Consider the following 16284-nt stretch of genomic DNA (forward strand, 5'->3'; position numbering starts at 1 on the left):
GTTCTCGACGCGCACAAAAGGGCCTTCGGCAGCCGGCAAACGCGTTTAGTTTTCGAACTTCCGGACGGTGACGTCGAGCGTGTCGAGGTCGAGGATGGGCGCGGTCGCCACGTCCGGGTCGATGTTGACGGACTTCTGGAACGCGGTCTGCTCCTGCCAGCACCCCGAGTTCACGAGGCGGACGTTGTTGTACGTCCCGACCCCGAGCTTGTGGACGTGGCCGGTGTGGAACACGTCCGGCACGTCGTCGATAACGAGGTAGTCCTCCTTCTCGGGGGCGACGCGGAGTCGGCCGCCGAACTGGGGGGCGACGTGACGCTTCTTCAGCAGTTGCTCCATCGCCCGATGCGGGTCTTCGTAGGAGACGCTCTCACTCGGGTGTTCGGCGATGACCTCGTCGATGCTGACGCCGTGGTACATCAGGACGTTCACGCCCTCCACGGTGACGACGCTCGGATTCCCGGTGATGCGGGCGTCGTGCGCGCTCATGATGTCGCGGAGTTCCTCGTCGAACGCCGGCTGGGGTTCCGCGAGCCGAACCGCGTCGTGGTTCCCCGGAATCATCACGATCTCCATATCGCCCGGGACCTGTTTGAGTTTCTCCGCGAACGCCTCGTACTGCTCGTAGATGTCCACGATGTCGAGTTCGTCGTCCTGGTCGGGGTAGACGCCGACGCCCTCCACCATGTCGCCCGCGATGAGGAGGTACTCGACGTGCTCGGCCTCCTCGGTGTGGAGCCAGCGCGCGAACGACTCCCAGGCGTAGTCCGCGAACTCCTGGCTGCCGACGTGCACGTCGCTGATGAGCGCGGCCTGCACGTGCCGGTCGGCCGTGTTCGGCTTGTACGTCCGCGGCACGTCCGGGAAGTGCATGGAGTCCACGAAGAGGATGCCGCCGTCCTGCGCGAGCGACCCCTCGACGGCGATGACCTCGTCCAGCAGGAGTTCGTCCACGTGTGCCGCGATGTCGCGGTCCTTCATCACGAGCGCGGGGAAGACGCCGTTCGTGTCCTCCAGTTCGATGAGCCAGTGGCCGCTCGCGGTCGACCGGATGTCGTTCACCATCCCGACGATGGCGGCCTCGCTCCCGCCACCCATCGATTCGAGCGCGTTCGTCGGCCGGTGGTTCACGCGTCCGCGGAGTTTCGAGGAGAGCCTGTCGTAGCGGTCGCGGAACACCGAAACGAAGTCCGTGTACTCGCCGGTTCCCGTGGATTCGCCGGTGATGTCGTTCGAGATACTGAGTTCGTGGAGCGTGTCATCGATCGCGCGCTCGAACTCGCCGATGGAGTCCGCGTCCATCGCGTCCTCGACACCGGACGCGTCCACCTCCCGCCCCCCTGAATCAACCCCCTTTTCTTCAGGTGGAGAACCACCAGACTCGGGAGTTTTATTTTGTTTTTTGCGTTCAGTTGAAACGGAGGATTGGGGTTTCGGCGGGGCGGACTCAGAAGCGGTGTCGGCGGGCACGGTGTCGGTGGACACCGCATCGTTGGACGCTGTGTCGTCGGGTTCGATATCCGCAGCTGATGCGTCCTCGGACGGCTGCGTGGCGGCGTCCGTAGAGGGACCCGGGCGGTCGTCGCGCTCCGCGTCGTCGTCGCGGGCGTCGAGCGCATCACGGACTTGCGCGGCGGAGATGGTGAGCACGTCCGCGGGGGCGTGCTCGACGACGTGCTCGACGGCGCGCGCGGGGTCGGGCTCGTCCGCGAGCAGGGTCACGGCGTCCCGGTCGGCGTTGTAGCCGTGGCTCGTGAGTTCCCGGACGACCACGACCGGCGTCGAGTTCGGCACACTCACTCGGGAGGCGGGACGCGAGCAAAAGCCCTGCGGTCAACCGCCTCGGGGTCAAGCCCCGTGGCATCCGCCTCGTACCGCCTGTGAAAGTGGACCGGTGGGGCTTTTGACCCCGGGCGCATCGTCCGTCCTGTATGGCCGACGACGCGCCGGACCCCCGAAGAAGCCCCACGGACGCCGTCCGGTGGGTGTTCCGAACCGACAACGAGTTCGTCGTGTTCGTCCGCGAGATGGTGTCGAGCGCGCTCACCGTCCTCCTGGTCGGTATGTTGTTGTTCGGCGTGAGCGGGCTGTGGCCGCCGCTCGTCGCCGTCGAATCCGGGAGTATGCAGCCACACATGCAACGCGGCGATCTCGTGTTCGTCACTGAAGAACACCGGTTCGCGGGCGACATGGGGTACGCCGACACGGGCGTCATCACGCACGAAATGGCCGAGGACGTGGACTACCAGCGCTTCGGCGGGTACGGCGACGTCATCGTCTACCAGCGGGACGGAAGCGGCGATACCACGCCGATCATCCACCGCGCCCGGTTCTGGGTCGCGGACGGCGAGAACTGGTACGAGCGAGCGAACCCGGCGTACGTCGACGGCAGCAGCTGTGCGGCGATTTCGAACTGCCCCGCGCCCCACGCGGGGTTCGTCACGAAGGGAGACCACAATCAGTACTACGACCAGGTGAACGGCATCAGCAGCCCAGTCAAGCCAGAGTGGGTGCAGGGCCGCTCGCAGTTCCGGGTGCCGTGGCTCGGCTACGTTCGACTCGTCTTCTCCGGCGAAGCCACGGTCGGTGAGGCCGTCACCGAACTCGTCTCGTAGAACTCACTCGTTGTCGAAGCGCGCCTGCACGAACGGCGTGACGTTCTCCACGTCTCCGAGCCGGGAGTCCGCTTCGAGGACGGCCTCGGTCTCCTCAACGGGGACGGAGAGGCTGATTTCCTTGGTGCGGCCGTAGCGGCCCTTCGAGACGACGACGGCGTTCACGATGCCGAGCATGTCGAGTTCGCTGATGAGGTCGGTCACCCGACGCTGCGTGAGTACGTCGGCATCGATTTCGTCACAGAGGCGCTTGTAGATATTGTACACCTCGCCCGTGTTGATGTTGTGCACGCCGTGTTTTTCGAGGACGAGAATGGCGTACAGGACGAGCTTGGACTGGGTGGGAAGGGTGCGGACGACTTCGACGACGCGGTCGAGTTCTATCTTGTCCTGTGCGCGCCGCACGTGCGCCTCGGTGACGATGTCGGCCTGGTCGCGCTCGGCGAGTTCGCCCGCAGTACGGAGGAGGTCGAGCGCGCGCCGCGCGTCCCCGTGTTCCTGTGCGGCGAACGCCGCACACAGCGGAAGCACGTCCTCGGAGAGCGCGTCCGCCTTGAAGGCCGTCTCCGAGCGGTGTTCGAGGATGTCGCGGAGCTGGTTCGCGTCGTAGGGCGGGAAGACGATCTCCTCCTCGCCCAGACTCGACTTGACGCGGGGGTCGAGGAAGTCCGTGAACTTCAGGTCGTTACTGATGCCGATGATGGAGACGCGGGAGTTGTCGAGTTCGGAGTTCATCCGGGAGAGGTTGTAGAGGGTGTCGTCCCCGGATTTCTCGACGAGCTTGTCGATCTCGTCGAGCATGATGACGGCGACGCGTTCGACGTAGTCGACGGCGTCGAAGAACTCCGTGTAGACGCGGTCGGTCGGCCACCCCGTCATCGGCACGTCCTCCATCTCCTCGCGGTCGTCGAGCAGGGAGTCGACGCGTTCGACGACTGCATCCACGTCGTCGAAGTCGGTGTCCGTGAGCGCGTGCGGGTCGTCGCGCGCGCGTTCCGCGAGGTCTTCGAGTTCGTCCACGCGCTCGTCGACGAACTCGCGGTTCTGCTGGATGAAGGTGTTCGCGAGCTGCGCGAGCACGCGGTACTGGGTGTCGGTGACCTCGCAGTTGATGTACTCGACCTCGCAGGGGACCTCGTACTTCCGCGAGGTCTTCTCGAGTTCCTGGCTGACGAACTTCGCGGACGCGGTCTTCCCCGTGCCCGTCTTGCCGTAGATGAGGATGTTAGACGGCGTCTCCCCGCGGAGCGCGGCGACGAGAATAGTCGCCATGTTGTTGATCTGTTCGTTCCGGTGCGGGAGTTCGTGGGGCGTGTAGGAGGGGCGGAGGACTTCCTTGTTCTCGAAGATGGGTTCGCCGCGGAGGAGGTCGTCGAAGAGGCCTTCGTCCTCGTCCTCACCGTCCTCGTCGAGGACGTCGTCGATTTCCACGTCGAAGTCGCGTGCCGTGCGTCGGTCGTCCGCCGGTGTGTTGTCGTCCATAACTGAATCGTTCACCCCTCTGTTTCAGGTGGAAATGCCCGCGGAGCAGCGAGAACCGGCGTAAGTGAGACCGTACCGCCGGAATCACGGTGGCCGCCCGTGAGGCGTATGCAGTTGATGCAGATGAAACAATGGAAAGTACAGTAGTTAATAAGTTTCGGTCCGGCATCCCGTGTTGAACAATGACAGGGATAATCGGGAGACCGAGCGGGTTCGAGTAGAGAAGAGCGGTTCGAGCGTATCGTGAGGAAACGCGGAGCGTGTCGGGCCGCGCGTGCCGGGCCGCCTAATCAGGGGCACGTCGAGCGCCTGCGCGAACTGACTGCGCCGGCGCTAGCGACGGCCGCGTCGATCGCCGCGAACGACCGGGAGCGGGAATCGTCGACGGGGTCGAGAAGAATGTTCCACTCGAAACGGGTGGGTCGAGAGGTGGGACGGGGCGGACCCCCCCACCCCTTCGTTTCGGGTGGAGAACGAGAACAGTGGGAGTGGGGGTTCGCGAGCGGTCCGCTAGATACGAGAAAGAACTAAGAGGGATGCGTCACAACCAAACCCGTACTGCAATAGCAAGCGTTGTTTGGGTGGGTGTGGTGTCGGTTTCTAGTGGAGTTTCCGCTACTCGTTGCAGCACTCCCCCCCACTCCTCCCACGGGTTCCACTCGAAACGAAGGGGTGGGGGGCTAGGCTGGTCGCGTTCTCCCGCCGACTCCGACCCCTGAGTCGGTCTGTCACGCACGCTCGTCAACCGACCGATTCTTCAACCCCTCCGTTTCCCGTCTACGAACCCGCCGGCTGCCACCCGTCTGACGCGATATCGGCCGTGTCGCGCGCATTCTGCGTTAGCCTTACACGTATGGGGGTGCGTAGGAGAGCCAAGGATGGGACTGTTCGCAGACCTCAAAGACAGCATCTCCGGTGTGACGGCGAAGCTCTTCGCCGGCGAGGGTGATGAACCCAAGCGCATCGGAATCTACGGACCGCCGAACGCGGGGAAGACGACGCTCGCGAACCGAATCGCGCGCGACTGGACCGGTGACGCCATCGGCCCCGAGAGCCACGTTCCACACGAAACACGGCGCGCGCGCCGGAAGGAGAACGTCGAAATCGAGCGCAACGGCCGCACCGTCAGCATCGACATCGTCGACACGCCCGGCGTCGCGACGAAGGTTGACTACGAGGAGTTCGTCGAGCACGGCATGGAGAAGGACGAGGCCGTCCGACGGTCCCGCGAGGCGACCGAGGGCGTCGCGGAGGCCATGCACTGGCTGCGCGAGGACGTGGACGGCGTCATCTACGTGCTCGACGCGAGCACCGACCCGTTCACGCAGGTGAACACGATGCTCATCGGCATCATCGAGAGCCGGGACCTCCCCGTCCTCATCCTCGCGAACAAGACCGACCTGGAGGACGCGAACATCCAGCAAATCAAGAACGCGTTCCCCCAGCACGACACCATCCCGCTCTCCGCGCTGGAAGGGGACAACATGGACGAAGTGTACGACGAGATTGCGACGAAATTCGGGTGATACAGGATGCCAGAAATAGAACACGAAGACGGCGTGCAGATCGACTTCATCAGCGGCGAAAAGATGGACGGGAAGACCTCGATGGAGAAGATTCGACTCATCCTCGACGGTGTCCACGACGGCAACATCGTGGTGCTCGAACGCGGCCTCAGCCCGGACGAGGAGTCGAAACTCATCGAGGTGACGATGAGTGAAATCAACCCCGACGGCTTCTCCGGCATCGAAATCGAGTCGTTCCCGCGCTCGGAGACGAGCGACGGCGGGTTCCTCAACCGCCTGATGGGGAAAAAGGAGTCCTCGAAGCTCACGGTCATCGGACCGGCGAACCAGATCAAGTCGCTGCACAAGGACGACACCCTCATCAGCGCGCTCGTCTCCCGCGACTAGGATGCCACACCAGTGCACGAACTGCGGGCATACGTTCGCCGACGGGTCGAAGGAGATGCTGTCGGGCTGCCCGGAGTGCGGCGGGAACAAGTTCCAGTTCCATCCCGACGCCACCCCGGACGAGCCTGAGGCGTCCGCGGAACCGCCGGAGCCACCGGAACCGGAGGGCGGGTCGGTGACGTCGGCGGTCGGGCGGGCGGCGGCGAGCGTCCGCGACACGCTCTCCTCGTCGAGCGGCGAGGAACCCGACGACTGGCCGGGCGAGCGCGACGGCGCCGACTCGGACACGGACGACGGCGCGGACACGGACGATATCGAGGCGGCTGTCGAGGAGGCGGACCGCGAGGACACCGCGCAGGCGGATGCGCGCTCCGAGATGGTTACCTCAGACGACTTGCCGCCGAAACCCGAGCGCGAGGGTCGTGTCGTGCAGGAACCGGAGTCAGAGGAACGGCCGGACATGGACGAACTCCGTCAGGAGTTGAACAGTCAGTTCGAGTCCATCAAGGTCGTCGCGCCCGGCCAGTACGAGCTCAATCTGATGGAGCTGTACGACCGCGAGGAGTACATCATCGCGCTGCAGGAGAACGGACGGTACGTCATCGAAGTCCCCGAGTCGTGGCGCGAGGAGGACTAATCGTACCGATACCGAGTCGTCGCCTCCCCGTCGAAGCGCGGTCCTCGTCCCACGTTCTCGAACCCCTTCGTTTCCACTGCGAACGCGACACCATCATTCGATTCTTCGGCGAGGAGTTCCACCGGAAGCCCCTCGTTTTCAGCGAACCCTAGTGGCTCGTCAAGCAACTCCTCCATCGCATCGCGCTCCCCAGCGAGCCGCGTGACGTGCACCACGTCGCCGGCAACCTCGAACGCGACGACGCCCACGACCGTTTCGTCTCGAACCGCCACCGAGACGGTGCGCTCCCGGAGCAGACGAGCCGCGACACCCGCGGGTTCGCCGAGCAGGCCGGAAATCGCGTTGATGTCCGTTTCAACCGCCTCTCTGACGTGCATACGTGACCGTTCGTGTACACGGGCAAAAGTTCCGTGCGACGAAGCCGTTATCTTCGTGCCTGCGCAACCACGGGCCATGAACGCTCTGAGTCACGTGGAGGCATCGCGATGCGCGTCGTAGCGAAGTTCGGCGGAACGAGTCTTGGGAGCGGTGAGCGGATCGAACGCGCCGCCGCATCCGTTGCGGCTGCCGTCGACGCGGGCCACGAGGTCGCGGTCGTCGCGTCCGCGATGGGTGATACGACTGACGAACTCCTCGACGACATCACGTTCGAGGCGGACTCCGCCGACCGCGCGGAAATCGTCTCGATGGGCGAACGCACGTCGGTTCGAATGCTGAAGGCCGCGCTCGCCTCCCGCGGCGTGAACGCCGTCTTCCTCGAACCCGGCCACCCGGACTGGCCCGTCGTCACGAACAGCCGTGGCGAGGTCAACATCGAGGAGACGCAGAAGCGCGCGAACGCGCTCGCCGCTGAACTCGACGGCGCCGTCCCCGTCATCACGGGCTTCCTCGCGGAGGACCTGGAGGGGAACGTCACGACGCTCGGCCGCGGCGGCAGCGACACCACCGCCGTGATGCTCGGCCGCTACATGGACGCGGACGAGGTCGTTATCGTCACGGACGTCGAGGGTATCATGACGGGCGACCCGCGCGTCGTCGAGGGCGCGCGGAACGTCGGCGAAATCACCGTGGACGAACTCCGAAACCTCTCCTTCCGCGGCGCGGAGGTCGTCGCGCCGAGCGCGCTCTCCTACAAGGACGAGGACCTCGAAGTCCGCGTCGTCCACTACCAGCACGGCGACCTGCTCTCCGGCGGCACCCGCATCGAGGGGCGCTTCGAGAACATCATCGATATGCGCGAACAGCCGCTCGCGTGCCTCACGGTCGCGGGCCGCGCGATGCGGAACAAACCCGGCATCATGTCACGGCTGTCGACTGCGCTCGGGGACGCCGAAATCAACGTCGACGCGGTCGCGTCCGGCATGGATTCGATGACGTTCTACGTGAACGCCGAACTCGCCGAGGAGGCCGAGAACGTCCTCCACCGCGAAGTCATCGAGGACGACACGCTCTCCAGCGTCACCGTCTCCGACGACGTGGCCGTCATCCGCGTGCTCGGCGGCGAACTCCCGAACCAGCCCGGCGTCATCCAGCGAATCGTCGACCCCATCGCGGACGCCCGAATCAACCTCCACGACGTCATCACGTCCGCGACCTCGGTCGCGCTCTTCGTCGACTGGGACGACCGCGACGCCGTCCTCGACATCATTCAAGAACTGTTCGCGGAATAAGTGAACCCGAGCGAGGTGAGGGTTCACTACTACGCGAGCGGGGAGGGACGACCCGCGAGCGGGCGGCGAAGTCGTCTCCGAATACGCGAGCGGCCTCGGTTTCGCGTGGAAACGCCTTTCCGTTCGTTGGTCGTCGTGCGTGTCATGGCGGAGTCCGAGACCGAGGAGTGCGGCGTCGGGATTCGCGGCGTGGCGCTGGCGGTGGATTCCGGGGTGTGGTTCGCGTTGTTGTTCGCGGCGGTGTACGCGGTCGCGTTCGTGACCGGGGATGTGCGGGTGCGCGGGGCGTCCGCGGACGCCGACCTCTCCGGATTGCCGGCGCAGGTGGCGTTCCTGCTGTGGCTGGCGCTCTCCATCGAGTACCACGTACTGCTGGAGCACCGGTACGGACAGACTGTCGGGAAGTACCTCGTGGCGATTCGGGTGGTCGCGGACGACGGAACGAACCCGTCGATGCGGGCGGCGACGGTGCGGAACGTCCTGCGACTCGTGGACGTACTGCCCGCGTTCTACCTCGTGGGAATCGTCTCGGTTCTGCTGTCGGACCGGAAGAAGCGGCTCGGTGACCGGGTCGCGGACACGGCCGTCGTGCGCCCGTAGCCGGCTCCTCCTGCCCGTCTGGTCGTAGCCTCTAGTTCTCGTTCCAGGGTGCGGCGTCGAAGTCCACGATGCGGTGTTCGTCGCCGATGCCGGCGATGCGCTCCATCTCGTCGTCGGTGAGCGTGATATCCCGGCTGGCGAGGTTCTCCGTGATGTGGTCGAGCGAGGTAGCCTTCGGGACGGCGGCGACGTGTTCGAGGCCGTCGAGCCACGCCAGCGAGACCTGGGCGGGCGTCGCGTCGTGCGCGGTCGCGATATCCTGAATCACGTCCACGTCGGCGACCTGATTGCGGGCGATGGGGCAGTACGCGACGAGCCAGTGATCGTGCTCGCGGGCGTACGACCGCAATTCGTCCTGCTGGAGGAGCGGATGGCACTCGACCTGGTGCGCGAACAGGTCGGGGTCGAGGCGGTCGCGCGCGGCGTCGAGCTGGTCGACCCGGAAGTTCGAGAGGCCGACGCGGTCCACGACGCCCGCCGCGTGCAGGTCGTTCAGGGCGTCGATGGTCCCCTCCTCGCTGTAGGTGTCGAGCGGCCAGTGGACGTACAGGAGGTCGATGGTGTCCACGCCGAGCCGGGCGGCGGACTCGTGCGCGCTGTCCACGGCGTCCTCGTAGTCGAGGTTGTCCGTGGAGAGCTTCGTCGCGACGAACACCTCGCTTGGGTCCACGTCGCTGCGTTCGATGCCGCGGCGGACGAGCGCCTCGTTCCCGTAGCTCTGCGCGGTGTCGACGTGCCGGTAGCCCGTGTCGAGCGCGGCGGCGACGCTGTCCGCGCACTGACTGCCGGTGAGCTGGTAGGTGCCGAGGCCGACGGAGTCGAACTCGCTCATACCGACACCACTCGCGCGCGCCGCCTGAACCTACTGATTCAGCGTCCCTCCCGCAGCCGGCTCGCCGTCGATTTCGGGAGGTCCGCCTCGCGAACGGCGTCCGCGACCGCGTCGATGTCGTACTCGACGCGGCGCTCCTCCACCGAAACACCCGACTCCGCCAACTCAACGAGGGCGTACGCGGCGCGCGGGTCGCCGTCCCGGGGCTGGCCGACACTCCCCGGGTTCAGGACGACGCCGTCCGAGAACGCCTCGTGGGCCTGCACGTGCGTGTGTCCGAGCACGAGCACGTCCTCGCCGCCGAGCAGGTCCGCTGAGAACTGTTCGGGGTACGTGTAGTGGTCCTGACGAGTGGGGTGGTCGTGCACGACCTTCAGCCGACCGTCGAACAGCATGCGCTCCCGCGGTAGCGCCCGCACCCACGCCCCCTGTGCGTCCGAGAGCTCGCGCTTCGCGTGCGTGATACCCGCGCTCGCCATGCCGTTCCCGCGGAAGTTCGAGTCCGTGGCGAACTTCCGGTCGTGGTTCCCCATCACCGTCGGCACGTCGCGCTCCCGGAGCGCCGCCACGCACTCCGCGGGCCAGGGATTGTATCCGATAACGTCGCCCGCACAGACGAGTGCGTCCACGTCCGGCATATCCTCGAACACCGCGTCGAGCGCCACCCTGTTCGCGTGAACGTCCGAAATCACGCCGACTCGCATATCTCGTCCTTCGGCATCCGTCCCTTACTCGTTGTCGGCGAACGCGATCGACACGCCGTCCTCCGCGACGGTGACGCCCGCCGCGCACACCGCGTGCTCGAACTCCGCGTCTAACACCTCGCGCGCCGCCTCGTCCGCGCTGTTGGCATCGAGCGCGTACGGCTCCGGGCTGTCCTTCTCGTAGGTCGCGACCAGCGTCGGCTCCGCGACCTCCCGCACGAGAAGCGCGTCGCGACGCACGATGCCGATGTGGGCCGTATCCGCGCCGACGACTCCCGCGATGCGGGGCGTGTCGTAGTCGTCCTTCTCGTAGTCCATCGCGAACAACCCAGACACGAGCGCGTCCCGCGCCGGATACCCCAGCTCGACCTTCTCCGTAATCGGGTCGACGTGCGAGCCGTTCCCCACCACCGCCCGCCCGTCGACGTCCCGCACGCAGTTGTACGACACGTACGGATTATCCGTCTCTTCGGCGTCCTCGGTCGGAACGACCGTCAACAGGCCGTCGCGCTCCACAATCGTCCGATTCGGGAACGACCGCGACGACACTCGATACGCTCCGACACCGGGCCCGACGACGACGAACCGCCCAACGTACATACGAGAACATGAACACATACGCCAAAAATAGGTGTCGGAATATGCATCCTGTTGGATTCACTCGTCTCGCCCTCGCTCAAACGCCGGTTTCAGTCTGGAGAACGAACTTACCCGTCCCGCTCCCCCACTCGCGTATGGACCCCACGACACGACGGAACGCGCTCCGCGCCGGCGCGCTCGCGGTCGTCGCCGGTTTCGCGGGCTGTGCGGGCGACGATACGTCCGAGACGCCGACCGATACCACGTCTCGCGTCCCGAGCACGGCCGACCCGACGACGACGCACGACACCCCGACGCTCCAGCGCCACGCGGTGTGGTCCGACGACCTGGGCGGTGAGATCGGCCTCGAACCGGCCATCGCGGACGGCACGCTCTACATCGGGCGCCGGGACGGCCACCTCGCCGCGCTCGACCCGACGACCGGAACGGAGAAGTGGACGACCACGGCGGGCATCGGCTTCGCCGGGTTCGACGACGCGTCCCCGACAACCGCGGACGGACTGGTGTACGTCGTTCCCGGGGCCACGCAGGGTGTCGCCGGACGCGGCTTCGAAGTCGTCGCGCTCGACGTAGCGACGGGAGATGAACGGTGGTCTCACAGCGTCGACGAAACGTCGTTTCTCAGCCTTCTGGGCGTTCACGACGGCCGCGTCCTCGCTGCGACGAGTGACGACGTCGTCGGCAACATGGACGAGACGCTCGTGGCGCTCGACGCCACGTCAGGCCGCGTCGAGTGGACGGGCACCGTCGGGAACCCGTCCGGCTGGGGTATCGGCGCCGGCGGCGTCTACGTCTCGTCTTTCGCCGCCCTCCGCGCAGTCGCCCTCACCGACGGCGACACCCGGTGGACGACCTCCCGCAGAACTGTGGACGGCGTCGACGTGACCGCGCAGACGGTCGTCACGTCCCTCGAACGCGACCGGGGCGCGCGACTCCGCGGCCTCGACCCCGTCTCGGGGGACACAACGTGGCGCGGCCCCGACTGGACCGTCACCTCGCACGCGACACGCGACGGAACGGTCTACGCGGGCGGCGAACAGCTCGGCGCGTACGACGCCGACACCGGCGCGGAACGCTGGAGTATCCGCGGACACGGCTTCGTCGCCGAACCCCCCATCGACGGCCGCCTGTTCGCGCGCCTCGAATCCGGCATTCACGCCCGCGACCCGGACTCCGGTAAACTCCGCTGGGGAACCAACGCCACTCACGACTCGCCGCTCACGTTCGGCGACGGCTTTCTCGCGTACGTCGCCGCCTCCGACGACCCAGCCGTCCCGCCGACGCTCGTCGTCCGTGACACGGCAACCGGGGACGCGACGCTCGCGGTGACCTTCGACGACGCCGACGCGCTCGCCCCGCCCGTAGCCCACGGCGAGACGCTCATCGTGGCGACACGGGACGGACGCGTCCACGCCATCCGGCCCTGAGCGTGGATTCGGCGAACCGCCTTCGCAAGGCTAATAAATACGAGTCTCCTCTGTCAGATTGTAGTCCCGTGGGGTAGCTGGCCAATCCTTCGGCCTTCTGGGGGCTGAGACGGAAGTTCGAATCTTCCCGGGACTACTTCTCCCGTCTTTCGTCCGTCAGACGATCGTCCGCTCTCCGCGGGCGCCGTTTCAACTGGAACTTACTTCTCGCCGTACTTCTCGGACTCCTGTTCCTCGAGCGCGTCAAGCTCGCGTTCGGGGTTGTATTCGTTCTCGTCGCCGTGTTCGCGGCCGGCGGTGCCGGTGAGTTCGCCGAGCACGGCCTCCCGGGCGTCCTCGTGGGTCTCGTACTCCTCGTCTTCGAGGCGGTCGAACACGTCGCCGAGGGATTCGGTTTCGTTCGGCAGTTCTTCGGCGGTCTCGCCGTAGACGGCCTTCATCTCGCTCGGGTTCGTGGGGTAGCTCAGGCCGTCGAGGGTGGCGTCCACGGCTTCGAGCGTCTCCTCGACGCGCTCGGTGCGTTCGTGCTGGCGTTCGCGCGCGCTGTCGGTGACATCGTCGCGACTCATGGCGAGTACTTCCGGACGCGGGCCAAAAACCGTGGTGGCTACTTTTCCACGTCGAGCAGGGCGACGCGCTCCCGGACGAGGTCGGTGAGCGATGCGTCGGTCGCGGCGCGCTCCGCGTCCGATATCTCGAAGAAGTCGGTTAGGGCGGCCTCGTCGAGGGCGTCGAGCGTTTCCGTCTCGTCGACGAGCGGGCGGAGCGCGTCGATGGCGGCGGGTTCGTCGCCGCCGTCGACGACGATGACGGCGTCCGTCCCCCCGCTCGACACCCCCATTTCGAGTGCGCGGCGGATTTGGCGGCGGCCCGCGGCGTAGAGGAGGATTTCGACCGAACGGTCGCGCGCGACGTTCTCCCCGCGGTCGAACGCCCGGTTCGCGTGCCGGACGGCGGCCGCGAGGTGGGGATGGCCGGCGACGTACGCGGCGTCGAACGCCTGCACCGCGGCCCCGTGGTCGTCGCCGATATCGCTCAGCTCCTCGACGAACGCGTCCACGTCATCGACGGTGGCGTGGCCCTCGAGCGTTCTCACTCGAAGTCACCCAGGCTCGCCTGTCCGTCCTCGCCGTCCATGTCCGCGGACCGCGCGGCGGCCTCGGCGTCCGCGTCGGCGCGCACGTCAGTCATCGACGGGTCCTCGTGGCCGACGTTCTCCAGCACCGTCTCGGCCGTTCGGCGCCGTCCCCGTAACGCGCCCAACACGACGGGTTTCGCGGCGTTCCGGAGATCAGCACGCGTCTCGATACCCGCCTCGTAGAGGCGGCGCGCGCGTTTCCGGCCGACGTTCCGCACGCCCGCGAGGTCGAGGAGTTCCTCGCCGACCCCGTACTCGACGCGCTTCCGGGCGTCCCGAACGGCTTTCGTGTTCCCGTATCCGAGGTCGCCGGCGAGGCGTTCCGCGGCGTTCAACAGCCACTCCGCGGTCTCGACTTTCCCGCGGATGTCGCCCGGTCCGACGCCGTAGCGCTCCGCGATGGCGTCCTCGTCCAGTTCGTTCGCCCAGTCCTCCAGGAGTTTCGCCGTTTTCGTCGCGGCGAGCCAGTCCTCCCACTCGTTCTCCTCGAACTCGCTCGGCATCCGCCCGAGGAACTCCGTCTCCCGCTCGTACGCGAGTTCCGTGTACTCCTCGCGGTCGCCGGAGCGGAGGTAGAGGCCGTAGAGGTCGGGCGTGCGGGCGACGAGGTGGTAGAGGCCGAACGGCGTCGGGTCCTCTGCGTCCTCTAGTCCGTGAATGAGTTCCGCGGCGCTCATCGGGTCGACGTACAGTCGGCTCACGAGGTGGCCGCTCGACGTGGCCGAGAGTCCGCCGTCCTCGCGTTCGACGAAGTCGTTCGCGACGAGGTAGTCGAGCACGTCGTCCGTCACGGATTCGAGGCGCTCGGGGTCGTCCGTCTGCGTCGCGTACAGCGTCCCCGAGAGGAATTCGAGGAGGGCGTCGCGGCTCCGCGCGACTCCGGTTGCGACCGCGGCGAGCACGTGCGTGCGGAGCGCGGGTTCGGCCGCGAGCTTCGACCGGACGGGGTCCGGGTCGGCGTAGATGTAGCGGTCGAACAGCTCCTCCAGTTCCTCGTGCGTGTTCGCGAGTAGCACGGCCTCACCGTACGGGTCGAGGCCGGGACGGCCCGCCCGACCGAACATCTGGTGGACTTCGAGCACGGAGAGCGGCTGCATACCGCCGGCGTCGCCGTCGTAGCGCTGCCAGTCTCGGACGATGACGCGCCGGCTCGGCGTGTTCACGCCCGCGGCGAGCGTCGGCGTCGCGGACACGACCTTCACCAGTCTGTCCCGGAACGCCTCCTCCACGAGCTCACGGTGTTCCCTGGCGAGGCCGGCGTGGTGGAACGCCGCGCCGCGCTCCACGGCGTCCGCGAGGTCGTCACTCGTCTCGGTGTCGCTCACGCCCCGAATCTCCGCGGCAATCTCGTCCAGCCGTTCTTCCTCCTCGCCGTCGAGGTAGTGCGCGCTCACGTCCCCGAGCCGTCCCGCCGCGGACTCCGCGTTCCGCCGCGAGTTCACGAACACCAGCGTGGACCCGCCGTCGGCCAGCGTGTCCTCCACGAGCGCGCTCGTCTGATTCCGGTTTCCACCCACCGAGAGTTCGCGCTGGCTGCCGTCGTCCAAGTGGAGCGACTGGCCGTAGTGGACGCCCGTCCGGAGGTCGATGGGTCGCCAGTCCGAGTCCACGAGTTCCGCGTCCAGCCAGTCCGCGAGTTCGTCCGCGTTCCCCACGGTCGCACTCAACGCGACCACCTGGAGCGACGGGACGCGCTGGCGGAGTTTCGCGAGCGTCACTTCGAGCGTCGGCCCCCGGTGGGCGTCGTCCACGAGGTGGACCTCGTCCGCGACGACGCAGGCGAGGTCGTCCACCCAGTTCGCGCCGTTCCGAATCAGCGAATCCACCTTCTCCGAGGTCGCGACGATGATGTCCTTGGAGCCGAGCCAGTCGCCGTCGCTCTGATAGTTCCCCGTGGAGACGCCGACGGAGATGCCGTACTCCTCGAACGCCTCGAACTCCCGCGCCTTCTCGCCGGCGAGCGCGCGCAGCGGCACGATGTAGAGGGCTTTCCCGCCGCGCTCCACGGCCGACAGCATCCCCAGTTGGGCGATGAGCGTCTTCCCGCTCGCCGTGGGGACGCTCGCGACGAGGCTCTCGCCCTCGGTGACGCCCGCCTCGACCGCAGCCTCTTGCGGGGGGTAGAACGCCTCGATTCCCTCCCCCTCCAGGTGGTCCGCAACACCCGCGGGGAGGTTGTCGAGGTCCGATGGTCTCATTGGACAAGTGTAGGCGACTCACGCGGTTTAAAGTATCGTCCTCCCCTCTCGTGGGTATGGCGCGTGCGGAACTCACGACCGTCGACACCGTCCACGACGAGCGCTCCTGGCTGTTCACGGTCGTGGACGACTACGGAAACGAAGAAGAGGTGATTCTGGTGCCCTGCGAGGACTCCGTGGAGGCCTGGGTGAACACGTGCCCCCACGAGTTCCAGCGGTTCGACCGCGGGATGGGCGCGGCCATGCGGGACGGGCAGGTCATCTGCCCGAAGCACGGCTCGATGTTCGATACGTGTTCGGGCGACTGTGACAACGGCGAGGCCGCTGGAACCACGCTCGTGGACGTGAACCTCGTAGTGGAGGACGGAACGGTCTACCTCGACGACGAGGACTACGTGTTCCGACACGCGGGCGGTATCGACGACACCGACGAGGGGCCGAGTTCGACGAGTCACCTCTCCTTCTAAC

General features: G+C 66.7%; 17 protein-coding genes and 1 tRNA gene. 9 read left to right on the plus strand and 9 right to left on the minus strand.

The genetic code is table 11. The annotated features are described in order from the left end of the window. Nucleotides 1–45: 45 nt before the first annotated feature. Nucleotides 46–1794 carry a DNA-directed DNA polymerase II small subunit gene (locus U3A55_RS10950; RefSeq protein WP_330991543.1) on the minus strand — a complete coding sequence of 583 codons (1749 nt, stop codon included), beginning with the start codon at nucleotides 1792–1794 and terminating at the stop codon, nucleotides 46–48. Between the two features lie 137 nt (nucleotides 1795–1931). Here U3A55_RS10950 and U3A55_RS10955 point away from each other — a divergent pair, with 137 nt between their 5' ends. Beyond that, nucleotides 1932–2615, plus strand: a complete 684-nt coding sequence (locus U3A55_RS10955) for a S26 family signal peptidase (protein WP_330991544.1) — start codon at nucleotides 1932–1934, stop codon at nucleotides 2613–2615. 3 nt (nucleotides 2616–2618) lie between these two features. Here the strand turns inward: U3A55_RS10955 and U3A55_RS10960 are convergent, their stop codons facing one another. After that, entirely contained in the window at nucleotides 2619–4097 is a 1479-nt protein-coding gene (locus tag U3A55_RS10960) for a Cdc6/Cdc18 family protein (RefSeq protein ID WP_330991545.1), read from the minus strand. A gap of 878 nt (nucleotides 4098–4975) precedes the next feature. Between U3A55_RS10960 and U3A55_RS10965 the strand changes: the two genes are divergently transcribed. The 3 genes from U3A55_RS10965 to U3A55_RS10975 are packed head-to-tail and all read left to right on the plus strand — an operon-like array spanning nucleotide 4976 to nucleotide 6647. After that, nucleotides 4976–5623, plus strand: a complete 648-nt coding sequence (locus U3A55_RS10965; RefSeq protein WP_330991546.1) for an Era-like GTP-binding protein — start codon at nucleotides 4976–4978, stop codon at nucleotides 5621–5623. Nucleotides 5624–5629: 6 nt separating this feature from the next. After that, nucleotides 5630–6010 carry a DUF2073 domain-containing protein gene (locus U3A55_RS10970; RefSeq protein ID WP_330991547.1) on the plus strand — a complete coding sequence of 127 codons (381 nt, stop codon included), beginning with the start codon at nucleotides 5630–5632 and terminating at the stop codon, nucleotides 6008–6010. A 1-nt stretch (nucleotide 6011) separates the two neighbouring features. Then, on the plus strand, nucleotides 6012–6647 hold the full coding sequence (locus U3A55_RS10975; RefSeq protein ID WP_330991548.1) for an OapC/ArvC family zinc-ribbon domain-containing protein: 636 nt from the start codon (nucleotides 6012–6014) through the stop codon (nucleotides 6645–6647). Here U3A55_RS10975 and U3A55_RS10980 read toward each other — a convergent pair. Further along, entirely contained in the window at nucleotides 6644–7024 is a 381-nt protein-coding gene (locus tag U3A55_RS10980; protein WP_330991549.1) for a hypothetical protein, read from the minus strand. The genes U3A55_RS10975 and U3A55_RS10980 overlap by 4 nt on opposite strands. A gap of 108 nt (nucleotides 7025–7132) precedes the next feature. On the opposite strand from U3A55_RS10980, the gene U3A55_RS10985 reads away from it, so the two are divergent. Together U3A55_RS10985 and U3A55_RS10990 are read left to right on the plus strand one after the other, a co-directional pair. Next, on the plus strand, nucleotides 7133–8317 hold the full coding sequence (locus U3A55_RS10985; protein WP_330991550.1) for an aspartate kinase: 1185 nt from the start codon (nucleotides 7133–7135) through the stop codon (nucleotides 8315–8317). A gap of 144 nt (nucleotides 8318–8461) precedes the next feature. Further along, a complete protein-coding gene (locus tag U3A55_RS10990; RefSeq protein ID WP_330991551.1) occupies nucleotides 8462–8917 on the plus strand; it encodes an RDD family protein in 456 nt (151 codons plus the stop codon). 31 nt (nucleotides 8918–8948) lie between these two features. On the opposite strand, the gene U3A55_RS10995 is transcribed toward U3A55_RS10990, so the two are convergent. From U3A55_RS10995 to U3A55_RS11005, 3 genes are read right to left on the minus strand one after another with little or no spacing between them, the layout of a single operon-like run. Further along, nucleotides 8949–9749 carry an aldo/keto reductase gene (locus U3A55_RS10995; protein WP_330991552.1) on the minus strand — a complete coding sequence of 267 codons (801 nt, stop codon included), beginning with the start codon at nucleotides 9747–9749 and terminating at the stop codon, nucleotides 8949–8951. A 38-nt stretch (nucleotides 9750–9787) separates the two neighbouring features. Then, nucleotides 9788–10453 carry a metallophosphoesterase family protein gene (locus U3A55_RS11000; protein WP_330991553.1) on the minus strand — a complete coding sequence of 222 codons (666 nt, stop codon included), beginning with the start codon at nucleotides 10451–10453 and terminating at the stop codon, nucleotides 9788–9790. Between the two features lie 24 nt (nucleotides 10454–10477). Beyond that, complete coding sequence (locus U3A55_RS11005) at nucleotides 10478–11053, minus strand: IMP cyclohydrolase (RefSeq protein ID WP_330991554.1); 576 nt, start codon at nucleotides 11051–11053, stop codon at nucleotides 10478–10480. A 134-nt stretch (nucleotides 11054–11187) separates the two neighbouring features. Between U3A55_RS11005 and U3A55_RS11010 the strand changes: the two genes are divergently transcribed. Both U3A55_RS11010 and U3A55_RS11015 read left to right on the plus strand, forming a co-directional pair. Further along, nucleotides 11188–12480, plus strand: a complete 1293-nt coding sequence (locus U3A55_RS11010) for an outer membrane protein assembly factor BamB family protein (RefSeq protein ID WP_330991555.1) — start codon at nucleotides 11188–11190, stop codon at nucleotides 12478–12480. Nucleotides 12481–12542: 62 nt separating this feature from the next. After that, nucleotides 12543–12616: transfer RNA gene (locus U3A55_RS11015), tRNA-Gln, on the plus strand. Nucleotides 12617–12680: 64 nt separating this feature from the next. Here the strand turns inward: U3A55_RS11015 and U3A55_RS11020 are convergent. From U3A55_RS11020 to U3A55_RS11030, 3 genes are read right to left on the minus strand one after another with little or no spacing between them, the layout of a single operon-like run. Further along, the gene (locus U3A55_RS11020; protein ID WP_330991556.1) at nucleotides 12681–13049 is read right to left on the minus strand and encodes a DUF5789 family protein; all 369 of its coding nucleotides are present in this window, start codon (nucleotides 13047–13049) and stop codon (nucleotides 12681–12683) included. Between the two features lie 38 nt (nucleotides 13050–13087). Further along, nucleotides 13088–13576: a KEOPS complex subunit Cgi121 gene (gene cgi121 / locus U3A55_RS11025; RefSeq protein ID WP_330991557.1), complete on the minus strand. Its 489-nt coding sequence runs from the start codon at nucleotides 13574–13576 to the stop codon at nucleotides 13088–13090. After that, nucleotides 13573–15816, minus strand: a complete 2244-nt coding sequence (locus U3A55_RS11030) for an ATP-dependent DNA helicase (protein ID WP_330991558.1) — start codon at nucleotides 15814–15816, stop codon at nucleotides 13573–13575. Before U3A55_RS11030 ends, cgi121 begins: the two co-directional genes overlap by 4 nt. Before the next feature lie 56 nt (nucleotides 15817–15872). Here U3A55_RS11030 and U3A55_RS11035 point away from each other — a divergent pair, with 56 nt between their 5' ends. Beyond that, nucleotides 15873–16283, plus strand: coding sequence for a Rieske (2Fe-2S) protein (locus U3A55_RS11035; protein ID WP_330991559.1), 411 nt, complete (start codon nucleotides 15873–15875; stop codon nucleotides 16281–16283). The last annotated feature ends 1 nt before the right edge of the window (nucleotide 16284 follow it).

Source organism: Salarchaeum sp. III, from assembly GCF_036418315.1.
GTDB lineage: Archaea > Halobacteriota > Halobacteria > Halobacteriales > Halobacteriaceae > Salarchaeum.

What these genes read in the sequence shown, in the direction of transcription:
- U3A55_RS10955 (WP_330991544.1), top strand. Translation starts at nt 1,932, where the DNA reads ATGGCCGACGACGCGCCGGACCCCCGAAGAAGCCCCACGGACGCCGTC.
- U3A55_RS10960 (WP_330991545.1), bottom strand. Translation starts at nt 4,097, where the DNA reads ATGGACGACAACACACCGGCGGACGACCGACGCACGGCACGCGACTTC.
- U3A55_RS10965 (WP_330991546.1), top strand. Translation starts at nt 4,976, where the DNA reads ATGGGACTGTTCGCAGACCTCAAAGACAGCATCTCCGGTGTGACGGCG.
- U3A55_RS10970 (WP_330991547.1), top strand. Translation starts at nt 5,630, where the DNA reads ATGCCAGAAATAGAACACGAAGACGGCGTGCAGATCGACTTCATCAGC.
- U3A55_RS10975 (WP_330991548.1), top strand. Translation starts at nt 6,012, where the DNA reads ATGCCACACCAGTGCACGAACTGCGGGCATACGTTCGCCGACGGGTCG.
- U3A55_RS10980 (WP_330991549.1), bottom strand. Translation starts at nt 7,024, where the DNA reads ATGCACGTCAGAGAGGCGGTTGAAACGGACATCAACGCGATTTCCGGC.
- U3A55_RS10985 (WP_330991550.1), top strand. Translation starts at nt 7,133, where the DNA reads ATGCGCGTCGTAGCGAAGTTCGGCGGAACGAGTCTTGGGAGCGGTGAG.
- U3A55_RS10990 (WP_330991551.1), top strand. Translation starts at nt 8,462, where the DNA reads ATGGCGGAGTCCGAGACCGAGGAGTGCGGCGTCGGGATTCGCGGCGTG.
- U3A55_RS10995 (WP_330991552.1), bottom strand. Translation starts at nt 9,749, where the DNA reads ATGAGCGAGTTCGACTCCGTCGGCCTCGGCACCTACCAGCTCACCGGC.
- U3A55_RS11000 (WP_330991553.1), bottom strand. Translation starts at nt 10,453, where the DNA reads ATGCGAGTCGGCGTGATTTCGGACGTTCACGCGAACAGGGTGGCGCTC.
- U3A55_RS11005 (WP_330991554.1), bottom strand. Translation starts at nt 11,053, where the DNA reads ATGTACGTTGGGCGGTTCGTCGTCGTCGGGCCCGGTGTCGGAGCGTAT.
- U3A55_RS11010 (WP_330991555.1), top strand. Translation starts at nt 11,188, where the DNA reads ATGGACCCCACGACACGACGGAACGCGCTCCGCGCCGGCGCGCTCGCG.
- U3A55_RS11020 (WP_330991556.1), bottom strand. Translation starts at nt 13,049, where the DNA reads ATGAGTCGCGACGATGTCACCGACAGCGCGCGCGAACGCCAGCACGAA.
- U3A55_RS11030 (WP_330991558.1), bottom strand. Translation starts at nt 15,816, where the DNA reads ATGAGACCATCGGACCTCGACAACCTCCCCGCGGGTGTTGCGGACCAC.
- U3A55_RS11035 (WP_330991559.1), top strand. Translation starts at nt 15,873, where the DNA reads ATGGCGCGTGCGGAACTCACGACCGTCGACACCGTCCACGACGAGCGC.